21 protein-coding genes and 1 other RNA gene are annotated in these 23,809 nt (G+C 65.5%); 9 read left to right on the forward strand and 13 right to left on the reverse strand.

The features are described from left to right. Nucleotides 1–103: 103 nt before the first annotated feature. From ASILVAE211_RS02670 to ASILVAE211_RS02685, 4 genes are read right to left on the reverse strand one after another with little or no spacing between them, the layout of a single operon-like run. Nucleotides 104–793, reverse strand: coding sequence for a fumarylacetoacetate hydrolase family protein (locus tag ASILVAE211_RS02670; RefSeq protein ID WP_227319728.1), 690 nt, complete (start codon nt 791–793; stop codon nt 104–106). A 2-nt stretch (nt 794–795) separates the two neighbouring features. Further along, nucleotides 796–1,983, reverse strand: a complete 1,188-nt coding sequence (locus ASILVAE211_RS02675; protein ID WP_227319729.1) for a phosphoglycerate kinase — start codon at nt 1,981–1,983, stop codon at nt 796–798. A gap of 36 nt (nt 1,984–2,019) precedes the next feature. Beyond that, complete coding sequence (gene gap, locus ASILVAE211_RS02680) at nt 2,020–3,033, reverse strand: type I glyceraldehyde-3-phosphate dehydrogenase (RefSeq protein WP_227319730.1); 1,014 nt, start codon at nt 3,031–3,033, stop codon at nt 2,020–2,022. Nucleotides 3,034–3,071: 38 nt separating this feature from the next. Beyond that, nucleotides 3,072–4,964 carry a transketolase-like TK C-terminal-containing protein gene (locus ASILVAE211_RS02685; RefSeq protein WP_227319731.1) on the reverse strand — a complete coding sequence of 631 codons (1,893 nt, stop codon included), beginning with the start codon at nt 4,962–4,964 and terminating at the stop codon, nt 3,072–3,074. Between the two features lie 211 nt (nt 4,965–5,175). On the opposite strand from ASILVAE211_RS02685, the gene ASILVAE211_RS02690 reads away from it, so the two are divergent. Then, the gene (locus ASILVAE211_RS02690; protein WP_227319732.1) at nt 5,176–5,979 is read left to right on the forward strand and encodes a DUF4142 domain-containing protein; all 804 of its coding nucleotides are present in this window, start codon (nt 5,176–5,178) and stop codon (nt 5,977–5,979) included. Here ASILVAE211_RS02690 and rsmA read toward each other — a convergent pair. From rsmA to lptF, 5 genes are read right to left on the reverse strand one after another with little or no spacing between them, the layout of a single operon-like run. After that, a complete protein-coding gene (gene rsmA / locus ASILVAE211_RS02695; RefSeq protein ID WP_227319733.1) occupies nt 5,970–6,833 on the reverse strand; it encodes a 16S rRNA (adenine(1518)-N(6)/adenine(1519)-N(6))-dimethyltransferase RsmA in 864 nt (287 codons plus the stop codon). The genes ASILVAE211_RS02690 and rsmA overlap by 10 nt on opposite strands. Further along, nucleotides 6,830–8,140, reverse strand: a complete 1,311-nt coding sequence (locus ASILVAE211_RS02700) for a peptidylprolyl isomerase (RefSeq protein WP_227319734.1) — start codon at nt 8,138–8,140, stop codon at nt 6,830–6,832. The genes rsmA and ASILVAE211_RS02700 overlap by 4 nt, the downstream gene beginning before the upstream one ends. Nucleotides 8,141–8,174: 34 nt before the next feature. After that, nucleotides 8,175–10,472: an LPS-assembly protein LptD gene (locus ASILVAE211_RS02705; RefSeq protein WP_227319735.1), complete on the reverse strand. Its 2,298-nt coding sequence runs from the start codon at nt 10,470–10,472 to the stop codon at nt 8,175–8,177. A gap of 11 nt (nt 10,473–10,483) precedes the next feature. After that, on the reverse strand, nt 10,484–11,596 hold the full coding sequence (gene lptG / locus ASILVAE211_RS02710) for an LPS export ABC transporter permease LptG (protein WP_227319736.1): 1,113 nt from the start codon (nt 11,594–11,596) through the stop codon (nt 10,484–10,486). A 5-nt stretch (nt 11,597–11,601) separates the two neighbouring features. Next, complete coding sequence (gene lptF, locus ASILVAE211_RS02715; RefSeq protein ID WP_227319737.1) at nt 11,602–12,774, reverse strand: LPS export ABC transporter permease LptF; 1,173 nt, start codon at nt 12,772–12,774, stop codon at nt 11,602–11,604. Between the two features lie 143 nt (nt 12,775–12,917). Between lptF and ASILVAE211_RS02720 the strand changes: the two genes are divergently transcribed. Continuing rightward, nucleotides 12,918–13,520: a hypothetical protein gene (locus ASILVAE211_RS02720; protein WP_227319738.1), complete on the forward strand. Its 603-nt coding sequence runs from the start codon at nt 12,918–12,920 to the stop codon at nt 13,518–13,520. A 1-nt stretch (nt 13,521) separates the two neighbouring features. Here the strand turns inward: ASILVAE211_RS02720 and nudC are convergent, their stop codons facing one another. Beyond that, nucleotides 13,522–14,466 carry an NAD(+) diphosphatase gene (gene nudC / locus ASILVAE211_RS02725; protein ID WP_227319739.1) on the reverse strand — a complete coding sequence of 315 codons (945 nt, stop codon included), beginning with the start codon at nt 14,464–14,466 and terminating at the stop codon, nt 13,522–13,524. A 71-nt stretch (nt 14,467–14,537) separates the two neighbouring features. On the opposite strand from nudC, the gene ffs reads away from it, so the two are divergent. From ffs to ASILVAE211_RS02755, 6 genes are all read left to right on the forward strand, one after another. Continuing rightward, nucleotides 14,538–14,635: signal recognition particle sRNA small type (ffs, locus tag ASILVAE211_RS02730), an RNA gene on the forward strand. A gap of 92 nt (nt 14,636–14,727) precedes the next feature. After that, on the forward strand, nt 14,728–16,722 hold the full coding sequence (locus tag ASILVAE211_RS02735; RefSeq protein WP_227319740.1) for a DNA polymerase III subunit gamma/tau: 1,995 nt from the start codon (nt 14,728–14,730) through the stop codon (nt 16,720–16,722). Continuing rightward, nucleotides 16,722–17,045 (forward strand): YbaB/EbfC family nucleoid-associated protein, encoded by a 324-nt coding sequence (locus ASILVAE211_RS02740; RefSeq protein WP_227319741.1) that lies wholly within the window; start codon nt 16,722–16,724, stop codon nt 17,043–17,045. Before ASILVAE211_RS02735 ends, ASILVAE211_RS02740 begins: the two co-directional genes overlap by 1 nt. A 25-nt stretch (nt 17,046–17,070) precedes the next feature. Beyond that, on the forward strand, nt 17,071–17,664 hold the full coding sequence (gene recR / locus ASILVAE211_RS02745; RefSeq protein ID WP_227319742.1) for a recombination mediator RecR: 594 nt from the start codon (nt 17,071–17,073) through the stop codon (nt 17,662–17,664). A gap of 132 nt (nt 17,665–17,796) precedes the next feature. After that, complete coding sequence (locus ASILVAE211_RS02750; protein ID WP_227319743.1) at nt 17,797–18,258, forward strand: glycine zipper family protein; 462 nt, start codon at nt 17,797–17,799, stop codon at nt 18,256–18,258. Between the two features lie 122 nt (nt 18,259–18,380). Then, nucleotides 18,381–18,845 (forward strand): CsbD family protein, encoded by a 465-nt coding sequence (locus ASILVAE211_RS02755; RefSeq protein ID WP_227319744.1) that lies wholly within the window; start codon nt 18,381–18,383, stop codon nt 18,843–18,845. Nucleotides 18,846–18,966: 121 nt separating this feature from the next. Here the strand turns inward: ASILVAE211_RS02755 and ASILVAE211_RS02760 are convergent, their stop codons facing one another. From ASILVAE211_RS02760 to ASILVAE211_RS02770, 3 genes are all read right to left on the reverse strand, one after another. Further along, nucleotides 18,967–19,779 carry an arginyltransferase gene (locus tag ASILVAE211_RS02760; RefSeq protein WP_227319745.1) on the reverse strand — a complete coding sequence of 271 codons (813 nt, stop codon included), beginning with the start codon at nt 19,777–19,779 and terminating at the stop codon, nt 18,967–18,969. A 65-nt stretch (nt 19,780–19,844) separates the two neighbouring features. Then, nucleotides 19,845–20,312: an RDD family protein gene (locus ASILVAE211_RS02765; protein WP_227319746.1), complete on the reverse strand. Its 468-nt coding sequence runs from the start codon at nt 20,310–20,312 to the stop codon at nt 19,845–19,847. Next, nucleotides 20,309–22,633, reverse strand: coding sequence for a penicillin acylase family protein (locus ASILVAE211_RS02770; RefSeq protein ID WP_227320120.1), 2,325 nt, complete (start codon nt 22,631–22,633; stop codon nt 20,309–20,311). Before ASILVAE211_RS02770 ends, ASILVAE211_RS02765 begins: the two co-directional genes overlap by 4 nt. 240 nt (nt 22,634–22,873) lie before the next feature. Between ASILVAE211_RS02770 and ASILVAE211_RS02775 the strand changes: the two genes are divergently transcribed. Next, nucleotides 22,874–23,713, forward strand: a complete 840-nt coding sequence (locus tag ASILVAE211_RS02775) for an alpha/beta fold hydrolase (RefSeq protein WP_227319747.1) — start codon at nt 22,874–22,876, stop codon at nt 23,711–23,713. The last annotated feature ends 96 nt before the right edge of the window (nt 23,714–23,809 follow it).

Here is a 23,809-nt window from a genome sequence, read left to right on the forward strand (position 1 = left end):
CGCGGATCTACCCGCTGCGGCCCCCAAACATCGTCTAGGCGCCACACCGGGTAGATGCGCGGCATGAAGCCGCGCATGACGGATTAAGTTAACCGCGTGGAAATCAGACGATCTTCACGGTCACCGGCGGCAGGCCGGAGATGATGCCTTCCAGCACATCGCCTGCCGTCACGGCGGCGACACCTTCCGGCGTGCCGGTCATGATCAGGTCGCCGGGGGCGAGCGTCACGAAGGTCGAGAGCGTCGCGACAATCTCCGGAATGCTCCAGATCATATCGGCGAGGTCGCCCGACTGGCGTTCTTCGCCATTGACGTTGAGCAGCACATGGCCGTCCTCGCCGTATTTCGGGCCCAGTTCCTTGGCCGGAACCATCGCGCCGATCGGCGCGGAATGGTCGAAACCCTTGCCCATGTCCCAGGGTTTGCCGGCTTTCTTGGCAGCCCCCTGGAGATCGCGGCGGGTCATGTCCAGCCCGGCGGCATAGCCCCAGATATGGGTTTTGGCCGTTTCGACCGGAATATTCGCGCCGCCCGTACCGATGGCGACCACCAGCTCGACCTCATGATGCAGGTCGGCCGTCTGCGGCGGATAGGGCATGTCGGCGCCGCCCGTCAGGATGGCATCGGCCGGCTTGGTGAAGAAGAAGGGCGGCTCGCGATCCGGGTCCGCGCCCATTTCGCGCGCATGGGCCGCGTAGTTGCGGCCGACGCAGAAGATGCGGCGGACGGGGAATTCCCCGCCGCCACGTACCGGCACGGCCGCCTGGGGCGGCTGAGGGATCACATAGGCCATGCTCAGGACTCCAGAGCGGCGACGCCGGGCAGCGTCTTGCCTTCCAGCCATTCGAGGAAGGCGCCGCCGGCCGAGGAGACATAGCTCAGCTCGTCGATGACGCCGGCCTGGCGAAGGGCGGACACCGTATCGCCGCCACCGGCGACGGAGCGGAGCTTGCCTTCCTGCGTCAGATCGGCGACGGCCTTGGCCACCTTCATGGTCGAGGCATCGAAGGGCTGAATCTCGAAAGCGCCCAGCGGACCGTTCCAGACCAGGGTCTTCATGTCCTGAAGGCGGGCAATGATGAGGTCGGCGGAAGCCGGACCCACATCCAGCGCCATGCCGTCATGCTCGGCATCGACGGGCAGGATTTCGGTCGCGGCATGCGCCTTGAATTCCTGGGCCACCGTGCCGTCCACCGGCAGCAGAATCTCGCAGGAACCCGCGGCTGCCTGGGCCATGACCTGCCGTGCCGTCTCATGCAGGTCTTTTTCCTGCAAGGATCGGCCGACCGGCATGCCCTTGGCGGCCAGGAAGGTATTGGCCATGGCGCCGACGATCACCAGAACATCGACTTTCCCGACCAGATTGCCCAGCAGGTCGAGCTTGGTCGAAACCTTGGACCCGCCGACGATGGCCATCACCGGCCGTTCCGGCTTGGAGAGGGCGGCTTCCAGCGCTTCCAGCTCCGCCTGCATCAGCCGGCCGGCATAGCTCGGCAGGTGATGGGCGACGCCTGCGGTGCTGCCATGGGCGCGATGGGCGGCCGAGAAGGCGTCGTTCACATAAAGATCGCCGAGCTTGGCGAGAGCGGCAGCGAAAGCCGGGTCGTTCTCTTCCTCGCCCTTGTGGAAGCGGGTGTTCTCCAGCAGCAGCACGTCGCCGTCCTGCATTTTCGCAACCGCTTCCTCGGCGACCGCGCCGATGCAGTCATCGGCGAAAGCCACCGGCTTGCGCAGCACCTCCGCCAGCGCTTCCGCCAGCGGGGCGAGGGACATTTCAGGGACGCGCTTGCCCTTCGGCCGCTCGAAATGCGAGAGGACGATGACCCGGCCACCGCGGTCGGCGATGTCCTGGATCGTCGGCGCGACACGCTCCACGCGGGTCATGTCGCTGATATGGCCGTCCCGCATCGGCACGTTCAGGTCGGCGCGCACAAGCACGCGCTTTCCCTTTACGTCAGCCTGATCGAGCGTCTTGAAAGTCATGGCGCGGTCCCTGAGCGTCAGTTGTGCAGCGTCAGATCACAGCGCGCCGAAAGCGGCGGCGGTGTCGGACATGCGGTTAGAGAAGCCCCATTCATTGTCGTACCAGGCCAGAACGCGGACCAGATCGCCATCGACCACGGCCGTCTGCGGCGCGTCGAAGGTGCTGGAAGCCGGGTTGTGGTTGAAGTCGGAGCTGACCAGCGGGTCGGTATTGTAGCCGAGGATGCCCTTCAGAGCGCCTTCCGACGCTTCCTTCATGACCGCGTTGATCTCTTCCTTCGTGGCCTTCTTGGCGAGGTTCACGTCGAGAGAAACCAGCGACACGTTCGGCGTCGGTACGCGGATGGCGGTGCCGTCCAGCTTGCCCTTCAGTTCCGGCAGCACGAGGCCGACGGCGCGCGCGGCACCGGTCGACGTCGGGATCAGGGACAGAGCGGCGGCGCGGGCGCGGTGCAGGTCCTTGTGCAGGGTGTCGACCGTCTTCTGGTCGCCCGTGTAGCTGTGGATCGTCACCATATAGCCGCGCAGGATGCCGAAATTGTCGTTCAGAACCTTGGCCACCGGCGCCAGGCAGTTTGTGGTGCAGGACGCGTTGGAGATGACGGTCATGTCGGACGTCAGCGTCTTGTCGTTGACGCCATAGACGATGGTCGCGTCGACGCCATCGGCCGGGGCCGAGATGATCACCTTGCGGGCGCCGGCGGCCAGCAGCGGCAGCGCCTTTTCCTTGCTGGTGAAGATGCCGGTACACTCCATGGCCACATCGACGCCCTGCAGCGGCACCTTGGACGGATCGCGCTCGGCGGAAACTTTGATGGGTGCATAGGTGCGACCCTGATGGGTGATGACGAGGCTGTCGCCTTCGACCTTCACGTCGCCGGGGAAGCGGCCATGAACGCTGTCATAGCGGAACATATGGGCATTCGCCTCGACCGAGCCGAGGTCGTTGATCAGGACCGGGGTGACGTCGGTCCGGCCGCTTTCGATCAGGGCGCGCAGCACGAGCCGCCCGATACGGCCGAAACCATTGATCGCTACCGTCACTGCCATAGTCTGCTTCTCCTCATGTTGAATGCCCGTTCGGGGCATCAAAGCTTCTTTTTTACCGCGATCACCAGCGCTTCCGCCGTGACCTCGAAATATTCACCCGGCCGGGCGGCCGAAAGCCCCAGGCTCGCAGCTCCGATAAACTGTCCGCGCTCGCCAAGCCAGCGGCCCCAGCCGAAATCGGACCCTGCCTCCACCGCTAGACGGGGGGCGTCGCCCAGGACATCGGCCCGATAGGCATCGTTCTGGTTGGCAAATAGGGACCAGCACGGCAGAGAGACGACTGCAACGGAAATTCCTGCGTCAGCCAGCAGACGCCTGGCTTCCATGGCGACCGTCAGTTCCGCGCCACTCGCGATCAAAGTCGCAGCGCGCGCATCATACAAGCCCGCCGCGACATAGCCGCCCCGCGCGCATGCGTTTTCTGTCGTGTCCTGCCGCCAGCGCGCCATGGGCTTGGCCGTATGCAGCAGAACGCTGGGCCCGTCATCCCTCTGCAAGGCCAGTTCCCAGCATTCCGCCGTCTCTATGGCGCAGGCCGGGCGGAAGACGAGCAGGTTGGGAATGGCGCGCAGCGAGGGCAGGGGCAAGGCGGCCGCTGCTGCCGGATCATTGTAGTCTTCGGACAGGATATGGATGGCACGCCGGCCCTCCCGGGCGAGGGCGCGCAGCGTCTGCGGCAAAGCATCCGCCGCCGTCGATTTGGTCTCGGCGACCAGCGTCAATCCGCCGTGGGTCGCGGCCCCGGCCAGGACGCCCGGCAAGGCTGTCGCGGCAGCGCCGAAAGCGACATGGCGGCCCGAGAAATCGCCGGAATCGACGGCGGTCATGCCTTCGATCGGCTCGACCTTCCTGCCGGGTGCCGCACCCGTCAGGTCCGGGATGGCACTCGCCATGGAGGTGACGCACAGACGCCCGGCGGCCAGAGGCGACAGCGGTTCGGTGATTTCGGCCATGCGCACGCGCTCGGCGCGCACCTCGTCACGCCAGCCGTCAGGCAGACGGCCGGCCAGCACGCGCTCGAACTCCGCCACCTGAGCGTGGCGGGCCAGGCGCTTCAGCCAGCCGCGCCGGGCCGTGGTGGTATGCGACCCGGCGGCGCGCCAGGCTTCGCGGACATCCTCGGCAATGGCGCGCTCCAGCAGCTTCGGCGGGGTCGCCGGCCGCCGGCAGGAAATCAGCAGGGGCTTGCGTGCGCGCAGCGCGATGCTGAGCGCGGAGGCGACAGCGGCCGGGTCTTGCGCCGCCACGCGGCGCGTGGCCCAGCCCCAGCTCGCGAAGCGTTCCAGCATGGCATTGACCTCATCGGCCTCGGCGGCCGGCGGTTCTTCCACCATCACCACCAATTTGGCGAGTTTCAGATCCCCGGCCAGCGATGCGGCTTCGTAGCTCAGCCCGCCGGCCAGATCGTCGGGGGAGGACCATAGCCAGACGCGATGATCGACCAGGCTTTTGCCAAAACGGGCGGCCATCATGCGTTCCGCCAAAGCCTCGCCGACCGCGAAAGCCAGGGCCTGGCCCGGAATGCCGAAAACCTGGTCGACGCCGGGCATGCCGTGGGCGAGTTCCGCCGGTTCGATGCCGCAGAGTTCCAGGATTACCCGGATGATCTGCCCCTGCTGCCGGCAGGAGACGACGACACGGTCGCGATCCGCCCAGGCCGAGGCCGCCGCGTCGAAGCGCAGAACGCGGGTCCAGAGCGTGGTTGCGACCTCCACCACCGGGCTTTGCGCCGTCTCTGTGGCAACGACGAGTTCCGGCGGAATGGGCTGGCTGTCGGCGTCGATCAGGGGCATGGCGGCGCGCGCGACAAGAACCGTGCGCACGGTCTCGGCCATGCGGAGCTGGCGTTCGGGCTGTCGAAGCTGGGCGAGCGGAGTCGGCTCCGCCCCGTGCGGGACCTTGCGGGCGAATATATCCGCCAGACGGGTCACCAAACCTCCTCAACGGTCTTTTGGGCGCGTCGCATGAGGGTTTTTAGCCGGGCCTAGCCGATGAGCAAGCCCTGCCGCGCGATCGCACGGCTCCGCGAGCCGCCTCACCTTCACGCGACCCGGCCTGTGAAGCCGGTATCCGCCGCCAAAATGCAGCTCACCGCAGCGTCTTAGGGAAGGCGCGCGATCAAGATTAAAAAGGGGTAATTCCATGAGGAACGATCAGACTCATAGCAATCGCTGGCTTCTTTCGACGGCCTGTGGCCTCGCCTTGCTGACGGCATCCGGTACCGCGGCGCTCGCGCAGAACGTGCCGACGACCGACGCGACGGCCCCGCAGGGCTCAGGTGCCGCGACCCAGGTCATCCTGCTCAAGCCCGGCCAGGAAGCGGGCACACCGACCGTCAGTGCCTCCGACACGGCGCCCAATCCGGCGGCATCGACCCAGGATGCCCATTTCGTCTGGGCGGCGTCGGCTACGAATCAGGCCGAGGTTGAATTCGGCAAACTAGCCCAGGCGCGAGGCCAGACGACCAACGAGCAGAATTTCGGCCAGATGCTGCAAGCCGATCACGCAAATTCCGAGCAGGCGCTGACGCCCATCGCGGAAACGCTGATGCTGAAGACCTCGCCGGGTCTGAGCCCGATGCAGATCTCGCTTCTGCAACAGCTCCAATCGGTGCCGGCGGATCAGTTTGATATGACCTTCAATCAGGCCATGGTCCGTGCTCATCAGCATGCCATCGCGGTCTTCCGCCAGGAGGCCATGGCGGGGCAAAATCCGCAGCTGCGCGCCTATGCGCATCAGACGCTGCCGGCGCTGGAAAATCATCTCCAACTCGCGCAGAGCATGAGCCCGATGCCGATGCCGGGACCGGCTATGGCATCCATGGCCCCGGCTCCGGTCGACGTGCCGCCGCCGTCATCTGTGGTCAATCCCCCGGTCTCGGGCAATCCCGACAGTTCGGCTGATCAGCTGAACGGGCGGGTGCTTCAGTTCAACGGTCAGTCCTGATCGGTGGCGATACCTGGCTCGGCGACAAGCCGGGCCAGCGTGTCGAATTCAGCGACCGATAGGGTTTCCGCGCGCCGCGTCGGCTCGATTCCGGCGCGGCGCAGCAGGGCCTCGCCGCCCAGCGGCTTAAGCGAGGCGCGCAGCATCTTCCGGCGCTGGCCGAAGGCATGCTGCGTGACTTTTTCCATGGCGGCGAAAAGCGCCGGTTCAGGCTGAACCTCGTGCGGGATCATCCGCACCACGGCCGACCAGACTTTGGGCGGCGGCGTGAAGGCCTCCGGCGGCAAGCGCATCGCCAGCACCGTGCGGCAGGTCCATTGCGCAAGGATGGACAGGCGGCCGTAGGCATCCGTATCGGGGGCGGCCGCGATTCTTTGCGCGACCTCTTCCTGGAACATCAAAACCAGCTGTTCATAGGCGCGGATGTCGCGCAGCCAGCCGATCAGCAGCGGCGTGCCGACATTATAGGGCAGATTGGCGATGACCTGCCGCGGTGCGGGTGTCAGATCGGCGGCCCGCAGTTTCAATGCGTCGCCGCTCACGACCTTCAGCCGCCCCGGATAAAATTCCGCAAGTTCTTCTGCCACGGCCACGCCGCGCGGATCGATTTCGATGGCGGTGACCGTCTCGGCCGGCGTCTCCAACAGGGCGCGCGTCAGACCGCCGGGGCCAGGCCCCACTTCGATCACATGCCGCCCGGTCAGATCGCCCGCCATGCTGGCAATGCGCGCGGTCAGGTTGAGGTCTAGCAGAAAATGCTGCCCCAAAGCGTGTTTCGCGCGGAAGGAATGCCGCGAAATGACATCCTTCAGCGGCGGCAGAACAGGCGCCGCCGAAGGCTGGGTCTCGGTCATTCTTTGTCTTGCATGATCTGGATGGAACCCTGGCGATGCAGGTCATCCAGCGTCTGCTGCGCGGCCAGGCCGACGCGGGACTGAAACAGCTGGTCGGCGATCTGGGTGCGTGTCGGACCCACAGCAGCTTGGGTGTCGCGTGAGCAGATCATGACCGCCGACACGCCGTTATCGGCGATCAAGGGCGGGCTGACCCGGCCCACGGGCAGGTTGGATAGCAGCGTCTGGAAGGCCGCCGGCGTCACCTGGGCCAGATTGACGGGACCGGGATTGGCCGGCTTCACGTTGCCGGCCGCCTTATTCGCCGCTTCCACGTCATCGCAGCTTTTGGCCGAGACTTCGATCGCGTGCAGCTTCGCCATCGTGTCGCGCTGCTGCTGCGTCGGGTTCTGTTCGTTTAGGGGCGAGGAGAAGGGCAGGAACACCTGACGGACGTTCAGGATGATATTGGCGCTCGCGCCGTTATTCGTCTGGCCGGCCTGCTGCGTGCCGCGTAGCTGCACGATGACGATGCCCCCGGCGACAGGCACCGGGTTGCTGACGGCGCCGATGGGCATCTGCGTGACCAGCTGGGCGACCGCCGGGTCGAGCTGATCGGCTCCGACCCAGCCAAGCGCGCCGCCTTGCAGCGCGGTTTCGCCTTGGCTGAACTGGGCGGCGATGATGGGGAAGGGGGCGCCGGCACGAAGCTGCTGGATGACCGACTGGGCAAAGCGATCGGCGCCCGGGGCGGCGGCCGGGCTGTTGATGGGGATAAAAATCTCGCCCACGTTATATTGCGGGGCGCCTTTCTTGTCCGTCATCAGCTTGAGCTGGCGATTGATATCGGCATCCGTCGGGCGGCCCATGCCGCCGACCACCTGCCGCAGAACCTGGTTCCAGCCGATCTGCGTGCGGATCTGGGAGATCAGCGTGCCGGGATCGACCCCGAGCGCGCGCAGCTTCTGCTGCAGCACGCCGGGCGCCATGTTGTTGTTGTGCTCGATCTCGCCCAGGGCCGAGGCGACCTGCTTGTCGTTGACGACGATACCGCGCCGCAGGATTTCCTGAAGTTCCAGCCGCTCGTTGATCAGCTGCTGCAAAATCTGCGGCTTCAGCCGATCGACGACATCCGTGCCGCCCTGCTGGCCGGTGGCCAGCGCAAAGAAGCGGGCGCGGTTGTCGACATCGTCATTGGTGATGACGTCGCCATTGACCACGGCGGCGATCGAGGCGGTCTGCGCTTCCGCGCGGGGTACGGTCATGCTGGCCAGCGCGAGCCATGCCGGCACCGCCGCCAGGCAAAGAAGTTTCAGGCGGAAGGACATGGCTGCGTTCGAAGCTCCTGGAAACCTTGGCATGCTAGAGTGCGTTAAACCCAATGGCGCCGATTGTCTTGAAAGTGACGGTGAAAAGAACGGTGGTGGACCCGTTCTCACCCGCGATGGTCGTATTGGTGTGGATATAGCTGAGATTGAGTCCCAGGCAGTCATTCTGCCAGCCGATGCCGACATTGGTGCTGTCCAGCTTGCTGGTCTCAATATTCTGCTGCACCGCGCCGTTGAAGTTCCAGCCGCCGTGCTGGGCGGTGAGGCCAAAAGTCACTTCGCTGCGCGGGGTGTAATATTCGGACGGCGGCGGGCTGCCGTCGTAATAATAATAGGGATCGACCGCCGAATAGAGATAGCCGGCGGTCACGCGCAACGCCGGGACACCTGCTGAGACGAAGGTATCCGTGTATTTATCCTGCAGGCTCGTGTGATCCAGCCGGGTGCGGTAGGTGAAGTCCAGCCAGCTCGTCGGCGTATAGGTCAACCGCGCCACGATGTCCGAGACATTGCCGGTCAGGCCCGAATCGGGCGCGAATGTATCATCCGCATGCGTCCGGTAGGACTGGCCGACCAGGCCTTCCAGGCGCGAGCCATTGTTGAAATACCACGCGCTTTCGAAGCCGACATTGGCGCGCATGCCGTTTTCCAGCCGGTCGATGCCAGGGTATTTGTTGAAGCCGAAGAGGTTCGCATCCGTGAACTGGAAGTCGTAGCTGTCTTCGTTCGGAATATTGGTGACGTTGACGTCGTTGCTGATGATGGGCGCGGCAATGAGCTGAATGATCGGCTCGAACAGCTGCGACCCCAGCGCGCCGGATTCGTTCATGATCGGATAGCGGTAGTTGACCGCGAATTGCGGCAGGCCGCGCAGCTCGGACGCATGCGTGTTCGACGTGTCGTAGTTCGGGAACTCGTTGATATTGTCGGCGTTATAGCCGGCAAGATCGACATGGGCCTCGGCGCTCCATTGTTCGCCGATGCCGTCCTGGAAGGGCAGGTTGTAGTCGCCGCTGATGGCCGCGCGCTGGGTATTGGTGCCGGAGGTGCGCAGGATATTGAAGGCGCTGGCATTGATGCTGGTGGTGCCGCCCCAGCCGTCCGGATCGCCCTTATAGGCATAGGCGGCATAGGGCAGGACCAGCGGCAGTTCGCTGTCCGTCACGCTGCCGACAAGGCCCTGGTAGAAGCTCGACTCGATGCGCGCGTATGACCCGTGGCCGAAGCCTTCCAGGTAAAGCTCGCTTTCCAACTCGTTCGTATTCGGCAGGATCGAGTAGTCGTTCAGATAGGCGACGGAGGACGCGCGGGACACATTGAAGCCGGCGTGCCAGGCGCTATCCAGGTCGAAGGTGCCGTTCGCGAACAGCGCGCCCTGCATATTGCCCTTATCCAGGCCGGCGGAGGCGTCGATATTCATTTCGCCGAAATTGAAGCTGTGGCGGACCTTCAGGTCTCCGGCCAGGCCTTCGTCGCTCGACAGGATCGGCGTGATGATGGCGTCGGTCGATTTGTCGACGACCCAGTAATAGGGAATCTCGGCGAAGGCGCCGATATGACTGTTATAGCCGGCGCTCGGGATCAGCAGGCCGCTGGTGCGCGGTGCGGTCGGATCGGGATGCGCGAAATACGGCAGCCAGAGGAATGGCACGCCGTACAGCTCCATCGTCGCATCTTTGTATTCGATCATGTGATGCTGGATGTCCTGCGTCGCCGAACGCGCCGTCACCTGCCACAGCGGGTAGCTGTTGGGGTGCTTGTCGCAGACGTCGCAGGCCGTATATACGGCGCGGCTGAGTTCGTTGACCTTGCCTTCGGTCCGGCGGCCGCCATTGGCCGCCAGCTTGGCGTTCAGCGGCAGGGTGATGTTCATGGCGCTCATCACGCCGTTGGTCATATCCTGGCTCAGCTCGGCATAGTTGGAATAGACCACCTGACCGTCGGGTGAGACCAGCACGACATGGCCCACCGCATCCGCGATATTGGTATTGCGGTCGAACAGCACGCGGTCGGCAAATAGCACATGCCCCGCCTGCCAGGCTTCGACATGGCCGGACAGCGTGACGATATTCGTCTTCTGATTGTAGTCGATCCGGTCCGCCTTGAAGGTCACCGGCTGCTTGCGGTCAAAAACCGGTCCGGCGGCGCGGGCATCCTGAATCAGCTGCGGCGCGACGGCGGTCAGCGACAGCAGCGATACGGCACCCAGCAGCACGCGGCGGCAAAGCGCCTGCCGCAAGGCCTGACGGCGCGGCAGCCGTTCGCCAGCGAGGCGCGGGCCAGCGAGGCTTCGGGTCTTGCGCCCCCGCTTAGGGGGAGAAGTCTGAGACATTAGGCGGACCCTCAACCGTCTTCGAGGTGCAGAAGCAGCGACAAGGCAAGCATCAGACCGGCAGCCGCTGGCGCCCAGGCGGCCAGCACCACCGGCAAGGCACCGGACTGTCCGAATTGCTGCGCCACCTGCGATAGCATGAACAGCGCGAAGCCGGATGCGACGCCGCCACCGATCATGCGGGCAATACCGCCTCGGCGGCTCGTCTGCATTGAAAATCCGGCGGCGACCAGAGACATCGTCGCGCAGAGCAGCGGCAAGGCCAGCAGGGCCTGGAAGCGCAGGCGATGGGCGACGGTCGAAAACCCGGCCTTTTGCAGAACGCGAATGAAGCCCGGCAATTGCCAGAAAGACAGCGCATCAGGGGCGGCGAAGCTTTGCTGGATGCGATTGACGTTCAGCTCGGTCGGCAGGGACATGGATTGCGGCGCCGTCGGAATCTGTCCCGGAATCAGCACGCGCGCGTCGGTCAGCACCCAGTCGCCCGGCAGCAGCCGGGCGCTCTGCGCCTCGATCCGGTCGATCATCTTGTCATTCGCGCCGATGCGAAACACGGTCATCGGCCCCGTCGTCAGCACGGCCTTGCGCATCATCACGCTGGTCGCGTGAATGATGGCGACGCCGCCATGCTGGCGGGTTTCATCGCCCTGGCGCAGCCAAAGCTGGCCGCCGTTGAGGGCAAGGGGTCCGCCGCCGGCATCCAGGAACGTCTCCTCCAGCGCATTCGCCTTTGCAAAAAGCGCGGCCGAGACCGGGCTTACCGCGACAACCCCGAGAACGCCAAGGCCGAAGGCACAGAAAATTGGGCCGAGCAGGAACTGGAAGGCGGACAGCCCGGCCGCGCGGGCGACCACCAGTTCGGAGGAGCGGGCCAGGCGCCAGAAGGCCCAGATACCGCCCAGAAGCACGGCGAAGGGCATGATTTCCAAAATCGCCCAGGGCATGCGCAGCAGCGCCATCTCGACCACCAGCGCGAAACTGGCGTCCGGCCGCGTGGCCGAACGGCGCAGCAGTTCCAGGAAGTCGAATAGCGATACCAGCCCGGTCAGCGCGCCGAGCATGGCGGTGACCGAGAACATGAAAAGCCGGCTGATATAGACGGCGAGGATGCGGGACAGGAACACGGGCGTCAGACCTCGGCGCGGCCGGTGGGGGGCGTCACGGTCTCAGCCATCGGCGGCACGCGAATCCGTTCCGGGCGGAACATCAGCCAGGCCGCGATGACTCCGGGCAGAATGGCGGCGATCCATACCAGCGGCAGAAAGGCGCTGCTGCGCGCGGCCAGATTGCCGACGCTGAGCCCCAGCGCCACCAGGCCCACGGTGATGCCGACGGCAATCGCCGGCCGGGCGAAACCGCCATGGCGGCGGAAGGCGCCGGTCAGGACCGAGGCAAGTGCGACCAGGGCGTAGGAAATGACGGTGAAGGGCTCGGACAGGCGCCGATGCGCTTCCGCCCGCCATTTGGGAATGTCCTGCGGCAGCAATTCGCCGGGGGTCGGATGCAGCAGGTCATGCAGCGAGACTTCGGAATCGTCGCGAAAGCGCTGGTCGTCGTCGCTGGCGCTGGAGGACAGATTGATGGTGTTTTCGCTGAAGGTCAGCAGGTTCAGGCGGCCGGACTTCTTGTCCACCTCCTGCCGCGCACCATTGAACAGGATCACCTGCGGGCCCGTGCGGCCGGGCTCGATCCGGCCGCTCTGGGCGATGATCGTCGCCGGATTCGCAGGGTTGCGCTCGTCATCCACCATGATGCCGTGCAGGTCGCCGCTGGGATCGCGCTTGCGGACATAGACAGTCAGATTGTTCGAAATCGTGGTGAAGACGCCTTCCTGAATCAGGAAGGCCGCAATGCGGTTGCGGATTTCGAACTGATATTCGCGGAAGGCGGTGAAACTGGCCGGCACGATCCAGATATTGAGCCAGAGGCAAAGCACCGCGACGCCGGCCGCCAGCACCAGGGTCGGCCTGGCGAGTGCGAAGGGCGACAGGCCGGCCGCGCGCATCACGGTCAATTCACGGTCGCCCGACAGCCGCTGATAGATGAACTGAACGACCACGAACATCGTAATCGGCAGGATGACGGCGACGAAACTTGGCACCAGCAGCACGGTCAGCCGCAGGAAGACGAAAGGCGACAGGCCGCGATTGACGATCAGCTCGACGAAGCGGAGCGACTGCGTCAGCCAGATCAAGGCAACCAGCGCCAGCGTCACGGCCACCAGCGCGCCCAGGATCTGACGCAGAATATAGGTGTCGAGCCGCGTCAGCGGGTTACGGAACAGGGAAGGGGCAGCGGCCATCAGCGGTGATCATATCCTTGATTCGACGCGGCAGCGCCACCCGGAGGGCGCGCTTGTATCGGAGCCTGCGGGATTTCACAAAAAGACCCTGCGAGCCGATCCGATGCCTGCCATCGGCCGGCAGTTACGGCTATAGGAGACGGATGACAAAAACGAAGCCGCCGGTCGCGCGGTCGCTGCGATCTCCTGGGCGCCGTTCTTTCGGGCGTCGGCTGCGGGATGGCGTGCTTCTTCCTCTGGCTCTGCTGCTCGTCGCTTTCGAGATCGGCCTCCAGGCCGGCGCGCGTGTGCTGCGCCGCTGGAAACCCGTGCGGATGCTGGAGCTCACGATTGGCCGGCTGCCGCCCTGGGCTATCTTGCCGCTGTTCATCATCCCGGAAGCGATGAGCCATATCGGCGGCTTCTACGCCGCCTATCTGCTGGCGCATCGCAAGCTTTTGGCGGCGACCCTGGTCGCCGTCCTGGTCAAGGGCGTGGGTCTGCTGATCGCCTTGTGGATTTATCAAGCCTGCCGTCCTGCCCTGATGACGATCAGATGGTTCGCATGGGTGCATGGCAAGGTTGAGGCAGCGCGCGACTGGGCGATGGGGCGCATGCGTCACCCTTTGTCACAATTGCGTCGGGCCATGCGGCGCGTGCGGGCGACGCTTTTGGCGCGCCCGTTGGAACCAGGCGCGCGCCACAGTGGCCGCCGCCTTGCCGCCATCCGCATCCGCCTGCTCAGCCGCTTGCGCTGGCGGCGCTAGGTCAGGCGCCGGCCGCCAGCCAATCCTCGATCAGGCGGCGGGCAATGCTGTCCGGCCCCGGCAGAAGGAACCCATGCGCGTCCGGATTCCGGCACATATCGCGGCTGAACCACCGTGCATCGTCCAGTTCGGCATCATGGAAGGTGATCTCTTCCGAAAGCCCCTCGGCATAGAAGCCGAGCATCAGCGATTGCGGAAAGGGCCAGGGTTGGCTGGAATGATAGCCGACAGCGCCGACGCGCACGCCCGTTTCCTCAAAAACTTCGCGCCGCACGGCTTCCTCTAGGCTTTCGCCCGGCTCCACGAAGCCGGCGAGGGTCGAATACATGCCCTCCTTGAAGCGGGAGGCATGGCCCAGCAGCACGCGGTCGTCCTTGACCACCAGCATGATCACGGCGGGGTCCGAGCGCGGGAAATGATCGGTGCCGCAGCCCTTGCAATGCATGACATGCCCGGCGCTGGTCGGCACGCAGGCACTGCCGCACACGCCGCAGAAACGGGTGCGGCTTTGCCAATGCACCAGCCCGCGCGCATGGGCGAGAATCGAGGCTTCGTCCGGCGTCAGCAAACCGCCGTGATGGCGGATGTCGCCAAAGGTGCCGTCCGGCACTGCAAGAACCGTCAGCGGGTCTTCAAGATGATGCAGGTCGAGCGTGAAGACGGGCTTTTCCTGCCACAGGCCCAGAAAAATCCAATGCTGGTCGGTAATGCCCCAGCCCACCGTATCGGCGGGCGAGAAGAAGCGCACGGCCTCCCCATGAAACAGGCTCTGCGCTCGCCAGATGGGGGCGACCACCGCCTGGGATGAGGCAAGAAGCGACGCGATATAGTCATCGTCGCCCCGTCTCTCGGCGGCTCGGTCGAGCGGGCTGCCCGTATAGACATTGGGGCGGGAGGGATGGATGCGGGAGAAGGGCGATGTCTGGGGCACAAGCGTTCGTCGCATGGCACAGGCGACCGGACAAGTCGTCATGACGCTTGCGCGAAGCCTGCCCTGGCGGCTAGAGAACCGCGTCAGGGGGGTCGGCAACGGACGAGCGCCTTGCCAACCCGGTCAGGTCCGGAAGGAAGCAGCCGCAACGAGTTCCGCTCGGGTCGGTGTCCGGCCCCCCGCTTTTCCCGAAATCGTGATCGTCTTCAGACCCGTGTGTCGGGTGCCATGCTTCGGCACTTGCTTTGGCCGTCGTCCTATCGTCTAGAAGGTCGCGTGACCGAAACCGATCCCACTTCCGAAGACCTGCTGCCGGAACCGCCCGCCACCGGCCCCGGCCTGTTCGGCGATGAGCCGCCGCAACCCGCTGTGCCGCCGTCGACCGCGCCGGCGCAGGCGGCACCCTACCGTGTTCTGGCCCGCGCCTATCGCCCGAGTCGCTTCGAGGATCTGATCGGCCAGGACGCCATGGTGCGCATCCTGCGGCGCGCCTTCGCGACCGGGCGCATCGCCCATGCCTTCATGCTGACGGGCGTGCGCGGCACCGGCAAAACCACCACCGCCCGCATCATCGCCCGCTGCCTCAACTGCACCGGCGCGGACGGGCAGGGCGGCCCGACGGCCGACCCATGCGGTGTCTGCTCCAATTGCCGGGCGATCATGGCCGACCGCCATCCGGATGTGGTGGAGATGGATGCCGCCAGCCGCACCGGCGTCGATGACGTGCGTGAAATCATCGAGGCGACGCGCTTCCGCCCGATGGAAGCGCGGGTGAAGGTCTTCATCATCGACGAAGTGCATATGCTGTCGCGCAATGCCTTCAACGCGTTGCTGAAGACGCTGGAAGAGCCGCCGCCGCATGTGAAATTCGTCTTCGCGACGACCGAATTGCGCAAGGTGCCGATCACGGTTCTGTCGCGCTGCCAGAAATTCGACCTTCGCCGTATCTCCACCACCGAACTCACTGCCCATTTCGGCCGCATCGCCGAAGCCGAAGGCGTCTCCGTTTCACCCGAGGCCTTGGAGATCATCGCCCGCGCGGCCGACGGCTCGGTGCGAGACGGCCTGTCCCTGCTCGATCAGGCGATCGTCATGGGCGCGGTGCAGGATGGGCCGATTACCGCCGAGGCGGTCGCCGATATGCTGGGCCTGGCCGATCAGGGTCTGGTTTTCGACCTGTTCGAGCGGATCATGACCGGCGAGGCCGCTGCCGTGCTGGCGGCGCTGGACCAGGCGCATGAGCGCGGCGCCGATGCCGGGCTGGTGTTGCAGGATCTGCTGTCGCTCACCCATAATCTCAGCCGGTTGAAGGCCTCGCCCACCCTGCGGAACAGCCCCGACCTGCCGCAGATCCTGCGCGGGCGCGGCGCGGACCTCGCCGATCGCCTGTCTATCCCTGTCCTCGGCCGGGCCTGGCAGATGCTGCTGAAAGGCGTGGCCGAGGTGGAACAGGCGCCGGACCGCCGTGCGGCGGCCGAGATGGTGCTGATCCGCCTCTGCTTCCTGTCCGATCTGCCCGGACCCGGCGATCTGGTGAAGCGCCTGACGGGCGGCGGAGACATGCCGCGCTCGTCGTCGCCGATCCCCGGCCTGCCTGCGGGCGGCGATTGCGGCCCGCGTGCCGTCATGGGGGGTGGTGGCGGCATGGCCATGCTGCGCGCCGTGCCGGATGCCGCGCCCATGGATGTGATGCCCGCGGCCGCGCCGCAGGCGATGGCCCTGCCGGAGATGCCGGAACCCGCGCCTTTCGTGGCCATGCCGGCCAGCTTCCGCGAAGTCATCTCTCTGGTGCGGGAGCTGAAGGAGATGCAGCTCTACGGCCATCTTCTGCATTCCGTGCATCTGGTCCGTTTCGCCGCCCCCGTGATCGAAATCCGGCCGAAGCCGGATGCCCCGCGCGACGTCTCGGCTAAGCTTGCGGCTTTGTTGCAGGATGCGACCGGCCAGCGCTGGACCATCGCCATCTCGACGGGGGACGGCGACCCCACCATCGACGAGCAGCGCACGGCGGCCGACAATCAGCGGGAGACCGAGGCGTCTCGGCATCCCCTGGTGCTCGCCATCATGGACGCCTTTCCGGGGGCCAGGCTTGAAGGCGTGCGCGACCCGATGGCCGACGAATACCGCCTGCCGCCCTTGCCGCAGACGGATGATGCGGAAGCCGATGCCGGGGAGGATAACGGGCCGGGCGCCTTGCTGCCCGACGACCTGCCCGATTTCGCGCCGCCGGATGCGGAGCCGATGGACGATACCGACATGGAGATTGAGTGATGAAGAACCTCGCCGGCCTGATGAAGCAGGCCTCCCAGATGCAGCAGAAGATGCAGGACATGCAGTCCGCGCTTGAAACCGCCGAAGTCGAAGGCCAGGCCGGTGCCGGCATGATCACCGTCGTGCTCAGCGGCAAGGGCGATCTCAAGCGCATCAAGATCGACCAGAAGCTCGCCGATCCGAACGAGATGGAAATGCTGGAAGACCTCATCCTGGCAGCCCATGCCGATGCGCGCCGCAAGGTCGAGGCGATGGCGGCGGAAGAGATGCAGAAAGCGACCGGCGGATTGCAGCTGCCGGGCGGCATGAAGCTGCCTTTCTAAGCCACCGGCCTGTAAGACCCGTCGCGTGGGTGGTCCTGAAGTCGAGCGGCTGATCGGGCTGTTGTCGCGCCTGCCGGGCCTGGGGCCGCGCAGCGCGCGCCGGGCCGCGCTGAAATTGTTGCAGCAGCCGGAAACGCGGATGCTACCGCTGGCCCAGGCCTTGGTCGATGCCGCCGGCGCCGTCCGCGTCTGCCGCATCTGCGGCAATCTGGATGCGCAGAACCCTTGCGCCATCTGCTCGGACCGGCATCGGGACCACAGCCTGATCTGCGTCGTGGAAGGGATCGGCGATCTCTGGGCCATCGAGCGCGCATCGGCCCATCGCGGCCTCTATCACGTACTGGGCGGCGTGCTGTCGCCTTTGGGCGGCGTCGGTCCCGAGGATCTCACCATTCCGGCTTTATTGTCGCGCGTCGCCGATGGGTCGGTGCAGGAGGTCATCCTGGCGCTGGGCGCGACCGTGGACGGTGCGGCGACCGCGCATTTCCTGGCGGATCGTCTGGCGGCAAGTGGCGTCACCGTCAGCCGGGTCGCGCAGGGCGTGCCGATCGGCGGGGCGCTGGAAGTGCTGGATGACGGCACGCTGTCCACCGCCCTGCGGGCGCGCCGTCCGGCATGAGCGGTCGTCATTGGCCGGCCGGCAAAGACGGCGCGGCCAGCGATATGATGTGTTAATGTGTTTTACAATGAATAGGTTGATCTGGTTTTCAGACACAGCCAATTTGCGGCACGGCCTTCAGGGAGACGACAGATGAAACGGCTTAACCTTATGCGCTTCGCGGTGCCTGTGACTGCGGTGGCGCTGCTCGCCGGCTGCGCGGCACCGACGCCGACCGGCCCCACCATCACCTCCGTCCCGCCTGCGGGCAAAAATCTGACCCTGTTCCAGAACGAGGATTACAGCTGCCGCAACTATGCGCAGCAGGCCGTCGCCTATCCGGCGGCGACGCAGAAGACGCAGCAGAACGGTGTGGTAACGGCGGCTGTCGGCACCGGCATCGGCGCGGCGGCCGGCGCGCTGCTGGGCGCGGCGGCAGGCAATGCGGGCATGGGTGCGGCGATCGGCGCAGGTGCCGGTCTGCTCGGCGGTTCGGCCGTCGGCGCTGGCCAGACCCAGCGGGCCGGCCAGGGCCTACAGCAGATCTACAACAACGCCTATGCGCAGTGCATGACGTCCAAAGGCAACGGCATCGTCACGGGTTACGGTTATTAATCGCTAAACGGGCTTTAATGCGCGGAGGGAGTTCTCTCCGCGCAAATCGCCCCCATCTAGTTTGCAATGGGCCATGCCGGTGTGACGGGCATGGCAATGCAACTGGAAGAAGGGGCTGCACTATGAATCAGGACCACGTCGAAGGTGCCTTTTCCGAAGCGAAAGGTACCATCAAGGAAGGTATCGGTAACCTGACGGGCGATGCCAAGACGGAAGCCGAGGGCAAGGTCGATCAGTTTGCCGGCCGCGCCCAGCAGACCTGGGGCGACGCTCGCGATGCGATCGATTCCGCAGCGGCAACCGCTGCCGAGGCCGTTTCCGAGGCCGCAAGCCATGCACCCGGCAAGTTCCGCGACACGGCGGAGAGCGTGAAAGCGACTGCCAGCCAGGTCGGCAGCAAGGTCTATGAGGCCGGTTCCTCGGCCGGTCAGACCATCGCCAGCACGGTGAAGGAGCAGCCTCTGCTGAGCCTGATCGGCGTGGCCGCCATCGGCTATCTGGCGGGCTATCTGCTGCATTCGCCGTCCAGCCCGTTCACGGCCGAACCCGAGCCCCGCTACCGCCGCGCGATCCGCCGCTGGAGCTGAAACAACGTCATCCCCGTGCTTGTCACGGGGATCTTCTTTTGCCGACGCCCAGATAAGAAGATCCCGGCTCAAAGCCGGGATGACGTCTGTCACGGGCGGTCCCGCGACAGTCTGATAAACACTAACCCTCAGAAATCTCGGTTTCCGCAGGCAGAATGCTTGAAACCGCTTCGCTGAACTGAACCGCGTCCGGCATCTCTGTCACCGAGCCATCCGCCAGCATCGGGCGCCAGGCGCCCCCGGACAGAATTTCGCACGGCTGAAAGCGCGTCTTATAGGCCATCTTGCGACTCTCAGCGACCCAATAGCCCAGATAGACATAGGGCAGGCCCATCGCCCGCGCCTGATGCACAAGATTGAGTATCGTGAAGGTGCCGAGCGATTTGAAGGCTCCGTCCGCTTCATAGAAGCTGTAAACGGCCGAGAGCCCGTCTCCCAATTTGTCCACCAGGCAGCAGCCGACCAGGCGCTGGGCCGGATCGCGAAACTCCGTCAGAAAAGTTTCGATCGGCGTATCTTCCACCATGGCGCGGTAATCGTAGAAGCTCATCGCCGCCATATCGCCGTCGCCATGTCGCGCACGCTGGTAGCGCTGGAATAGCTGGAACTGCTCCACCGTCGCGATGGCCGGTACCTCGCGGCCGGTCAGCGCCAAATTGACGCGCGCAATGCGGCGCAGCCCGCGATCAGGCTCGAACAGGTTTACAGGAATCCGGATTGGCACGCAGGCCTTGCAGCTCGGGCATACCGGCGCATAGGCGATGTTGTGGCTGCGGCGAAAGCCGGCGCGGGACAGCCGATCATGCAAGGCTTCCGAATCGGGGCCGGTAAGTTCCGTCACCACCTTGCGTTCAGTGCGCCCCGGCAGATAGGGGCAGGGCAAAGGCGCGGTCGTGTAGAAGAAATTCGGTCGGCGGATCGTCCGGTAGTTCATCGCCGCTTTAAGCCTCCCGCCTCAGGCGTCACGCTGTCTCAGGCCCTTGTCACACAGCATCTTCGTCACCAGCGGCGCGGTGCCACCGCACCGGCGCGCACGACGACGAGTCCTGAGATCATGTCATGGATGGTCCGGCGGCGATGGGTAAAAAAAGCGATACCCAGCCAAATCACACCGGCCAGCAACGTCAGATACAGCAACACCGTAAAGGCGATGCCTTGCAGCAGCGTCGGCCGGCCAAGATCGTCCGCGCGGCGGGTCTGAAGCCCGGCGAGCATCTGGCCTGGAGTGGCCATAGCGGGGCTCGCCATGAAACAGGCCTCGTAGATCAGTCCGACGATCAGGACGAGATGCGCCGGTCCATGCAGAAGCCCCAGGCTCATGACATGGATGACGGCGAAACTGACGGAAAGGCTGAGCGTCAGAAGCATGATCAGAAGGCTGTCGGCGATGAACGCGCCGACCCGGCGGCTGGGCACGCCCCAGGTCAGGCTGTCATCGTCGATCGGCATGGCGTTGATCGTTGTCACGAATGCGACTGTGGCATGATCCTGATCTGGCGGGAAACAACATTCGGTTCCGGTCCGAGTTGCACGCGGCCGCCCGCGCGCCAGCGTTGCAGGAAATCGAAAGCATGGGGGTCCAGGATATCGCCGGACTGACCCGGCGCGATGACGAAAAGACTGCGGTCCAGATTGGCGATGTCATAGACCCCGCGCAGTTCCGGCCCTTGCACGGCGGTGAATTCCTGCCGGCGCGGGCCGAAGCCAGGGGCCGCGACATTGATGGTGCTTGCGTCACCGCCCACCGAAATCATCGTCCGGCCCAGAAAGCCCAGCAGCGGCAGCCGGGCCAGCACGGGATGCGCGAAGAGCGCGGCATGCACATTGCCCCAGCGCCAGTCATCCGCGTCGGTGCCGTAGAAATGCTTGAGATCGGCGACCGCATGTTCCAGCGACTGGTGCAGCAGCGGCCTGCAATCGCTCTGGCACCATAGATCGGCCGCGCTATGGCCCGGTGGGGTGCCGGCCGGCGGGGGCAGCAGCAATGACTGGACGAAACTGTCCATCAGCACCGGCGCACTATCCGGGTCCACGCCGCCGGCCGTCAGCACCGCATTGCCGAAATCATGAATCCAGGCATTGAAGATCAGCGGCTGCGGCAGATCGCGCGTCATGCTGCCGTCCCAATGATGCAGCAGGCCGAGGGCCTTGGCGGCCGGGTCATCGGCCGGCACCGTCACGCCGGTCAGCACGGGCAGCAATCGGCGCGCATAGTCGCTGACCACATCCATCTGCATGCCGGCAAAACGGGCGAGGGTCTGCGGGCGCTGCGCCGCCAGCAAGTCGCGGATGCGGGTGCTGCGCCAGTCGCCATAGACGTCACGGCTGATATTGACCGGAAAGCCGGGGCGCACCGTCGGCTCATTGGCATTGACCAGCACGCCCGAGGGCGGATTGACGCTATGGGGCAAGGCTTCGCCGGCCGCCCAGCCGGTCCAGTCATGCGCGCCGTCCGCGCCGTCCTGCGGCCAGGCGCCGTCGCCGGCGCGGCGGAGGGGAATGCGCCCCGTTGTATAGAGGGCGATATTGCCGCCGGTATCGACCGCCATCAGATTCATCACCGGGCTGGTGATCTGCGGCGCCGCGCGCCCGACATCCGCGACGCGACTGGCATGGTCCAGCATCAGCAGACCGTCGGCGTCGGTGTCATGCGGGGCAAGATTGCCCATATCCACCGCCAGCACCGTATGGGCGGCAGGGTCGTCTGCAATCACCGGCCCGTGGCGGGTCGTCAGCACGTCCATCACCACATCGGCCGCGCCACGCACATGAATGACCTCGCGGCGATGGCCGAAGGGCTGCGGCCCGCCGGGTGTCTCGTAATGCTGCCCGTCCGCCGTCACGTGTTCGATGAAAATGTCCTGCGTGTCCCCACCCGCATCGGTGAAGGTCCAGGCGACATGGTCGTTATGGCCGATCAGCACGAAGGGCAGGCCGGGTACGGTGGCGCCGGCCAGCATGCCGCTGGGCGTGTCGATCCGCGCCAGATACCAGATGCCGGGAAAGCCGAAGGCCAGATGCGGGTCGCCCGCCAGCAAAGGCTGGCCGGTATCGGTATGCGCGCCAGAGACGGCCCATTCGTTCGACGCCTGGGCCGGCAGCGTGAAGGGGGCTGGGAACTGCCGGATCTGGCTCAGCGCATTGGCCGCGAGCTTGGTGACAGACACCGGATAGGCTGGGCCTGCCAGCGCCTGATCGGCTGGCGGCACGGCGGCACTGGCCGCCGGCCAAAGGGACTCGATCTTGTCCTGCGGCAGCTTGCCGGACAGTGCGAGCCGGGCCAGTTCGGTGCGCCAATTGCCCGAAAGCCACAGGCCCATGGTCTTGCCCCAGAGCAGGCTGTCGACCACCGTCCAGGGCGCCGGCTTGCCGAGGAGCAAATATTCCGGCGCGGTGAAGCGGCCGCGCTTTTGCAGCCAGGCATTCACGCCATCCGCATAGGCCTGAAGCTCCGCCTTGGCCTTGGGCGAGAGGTCGCGCAGATCGGCTTCGGCGCTGGCGCGGATGCCCAGCATCCGCATTTCGCGGTCATTCGGGAGGGCGGCGGCCCCGAGCAATTGCGCCAGATCGCCGCCAGCGGCCCGGCGCATCAGATCCATTTGAAAGAAACGGTCGCGGGCGTGGATATAGCCGAGCGCCGCCGCCGCATCGGTATCCGACCCCGCGCGGATGAAGGGAATGTCGTTGCTGTCGAAGGTGACGCCGACCGGGTCGGTGACGGCGGCCAGTTGCAGCGTGTCGTCCTGCGGCGGCAGAATACGCCAGATCAGCGCGGCCAGACCCACCACCAGCAATCCGACGACGGCTCCGGCCCATGCCAGCCGGCGTCGCCAGCGGCGCGGCAGAAGGCTGATACGACGGGGTTTGCCTGGCTTTTTGGCCCTGGGCGCGTTCTGAGCGATGGTCTCGGTCCCCGTGGTTGAAAGCGGCCGCTTGTCAGGTTCATGAGTGTCGCAGAAGATTCAAGCGCAGTCTTCATGACAGGCGCCGCCAGGTGCCGGAACCAGACGGATCACAGGAGGCTTTCCATGCAGCCGCGCCAGAAGACCCTGCGCTATCTCCTCGCTGATGGCTTTCATGACATGGCCTATGTGGCTTGGGGAGAGCCGGATCGCCCGCCCGTCGTCTGTGTCCATGGGCTGACCCGCCAGGGGCGGGATTTCGACCGGCTGGCGCGGGCCTTGGCATCCGATTTTTATGTTCTTTGCCCGGACCTGCCGGGTCGCGGCCGGTCGGACTGGCTGGCCGGGCCGGATTTCTATCAGCCGCTGACCTATGTGACCGCGCTGGCCGCCTTGCTGGCCACCCTGCCGCCGGCTGTGCATTGGGTTGGTACTTCCTTGGGCGGCATCTGCGGCATGATCCTGGCGGCGCAAGGCAAGACGCCGCTGACCAAACTGGTGCTGAACGATGTCGGTCCCTTCATCCCGGCGGCGGCCATCGCGCGCATCCAGCACTACATGCAGCCGGCGCCTGTTTTGCCTGACAGGGGCGCGCTGGAAGCGTTGCTGCGCGTCATCCATGCTTCCTTCGGCGTGCCGGACGATGACGGCTGGGCCGAGATGGCGGAGCATTCCGGCCGTGACCTGGCGGAAGGCGGCATCACGCTTCACTACGACCCAGCGATCGGCGAGGCCTTTAACGGGCAGCCCGCCGCCGACGTTGACCTGAGCATGTTCTGGGAAAAGATCACGATACCGACTTTCACGATCCGTGGCGCGTTGAGCGATCTCCTTTTGCCGGAGACGCTGGCGGCGATGGAGAAAGCCGGATCGCGCAGTCTGGTTCTGCCCGAAATCGGCCACGCGCCGTCCCTGATGGATGACAAAACCATCTCCGCCATCCGGGGGTTTCTGCTAGAAAATTGATGCGGCCCCCGCATAATGCACAGCTTCCTTCCCCCAGCGCATAGCCGGGGGAGGGCATGAGCCATAATTTCACTTGCGCCCGGGGGCTGTGGACCC

Source organism: Acidisoma silvae, assembly GCF_020618775.1.
Classification (GTDB): domain Bacteria; phylum Pseudomonadota; class Alphaproteobacteria; order Acetobacterales; family Acetobacteraceae; genus Acidisoma; species Acidisoma silvae.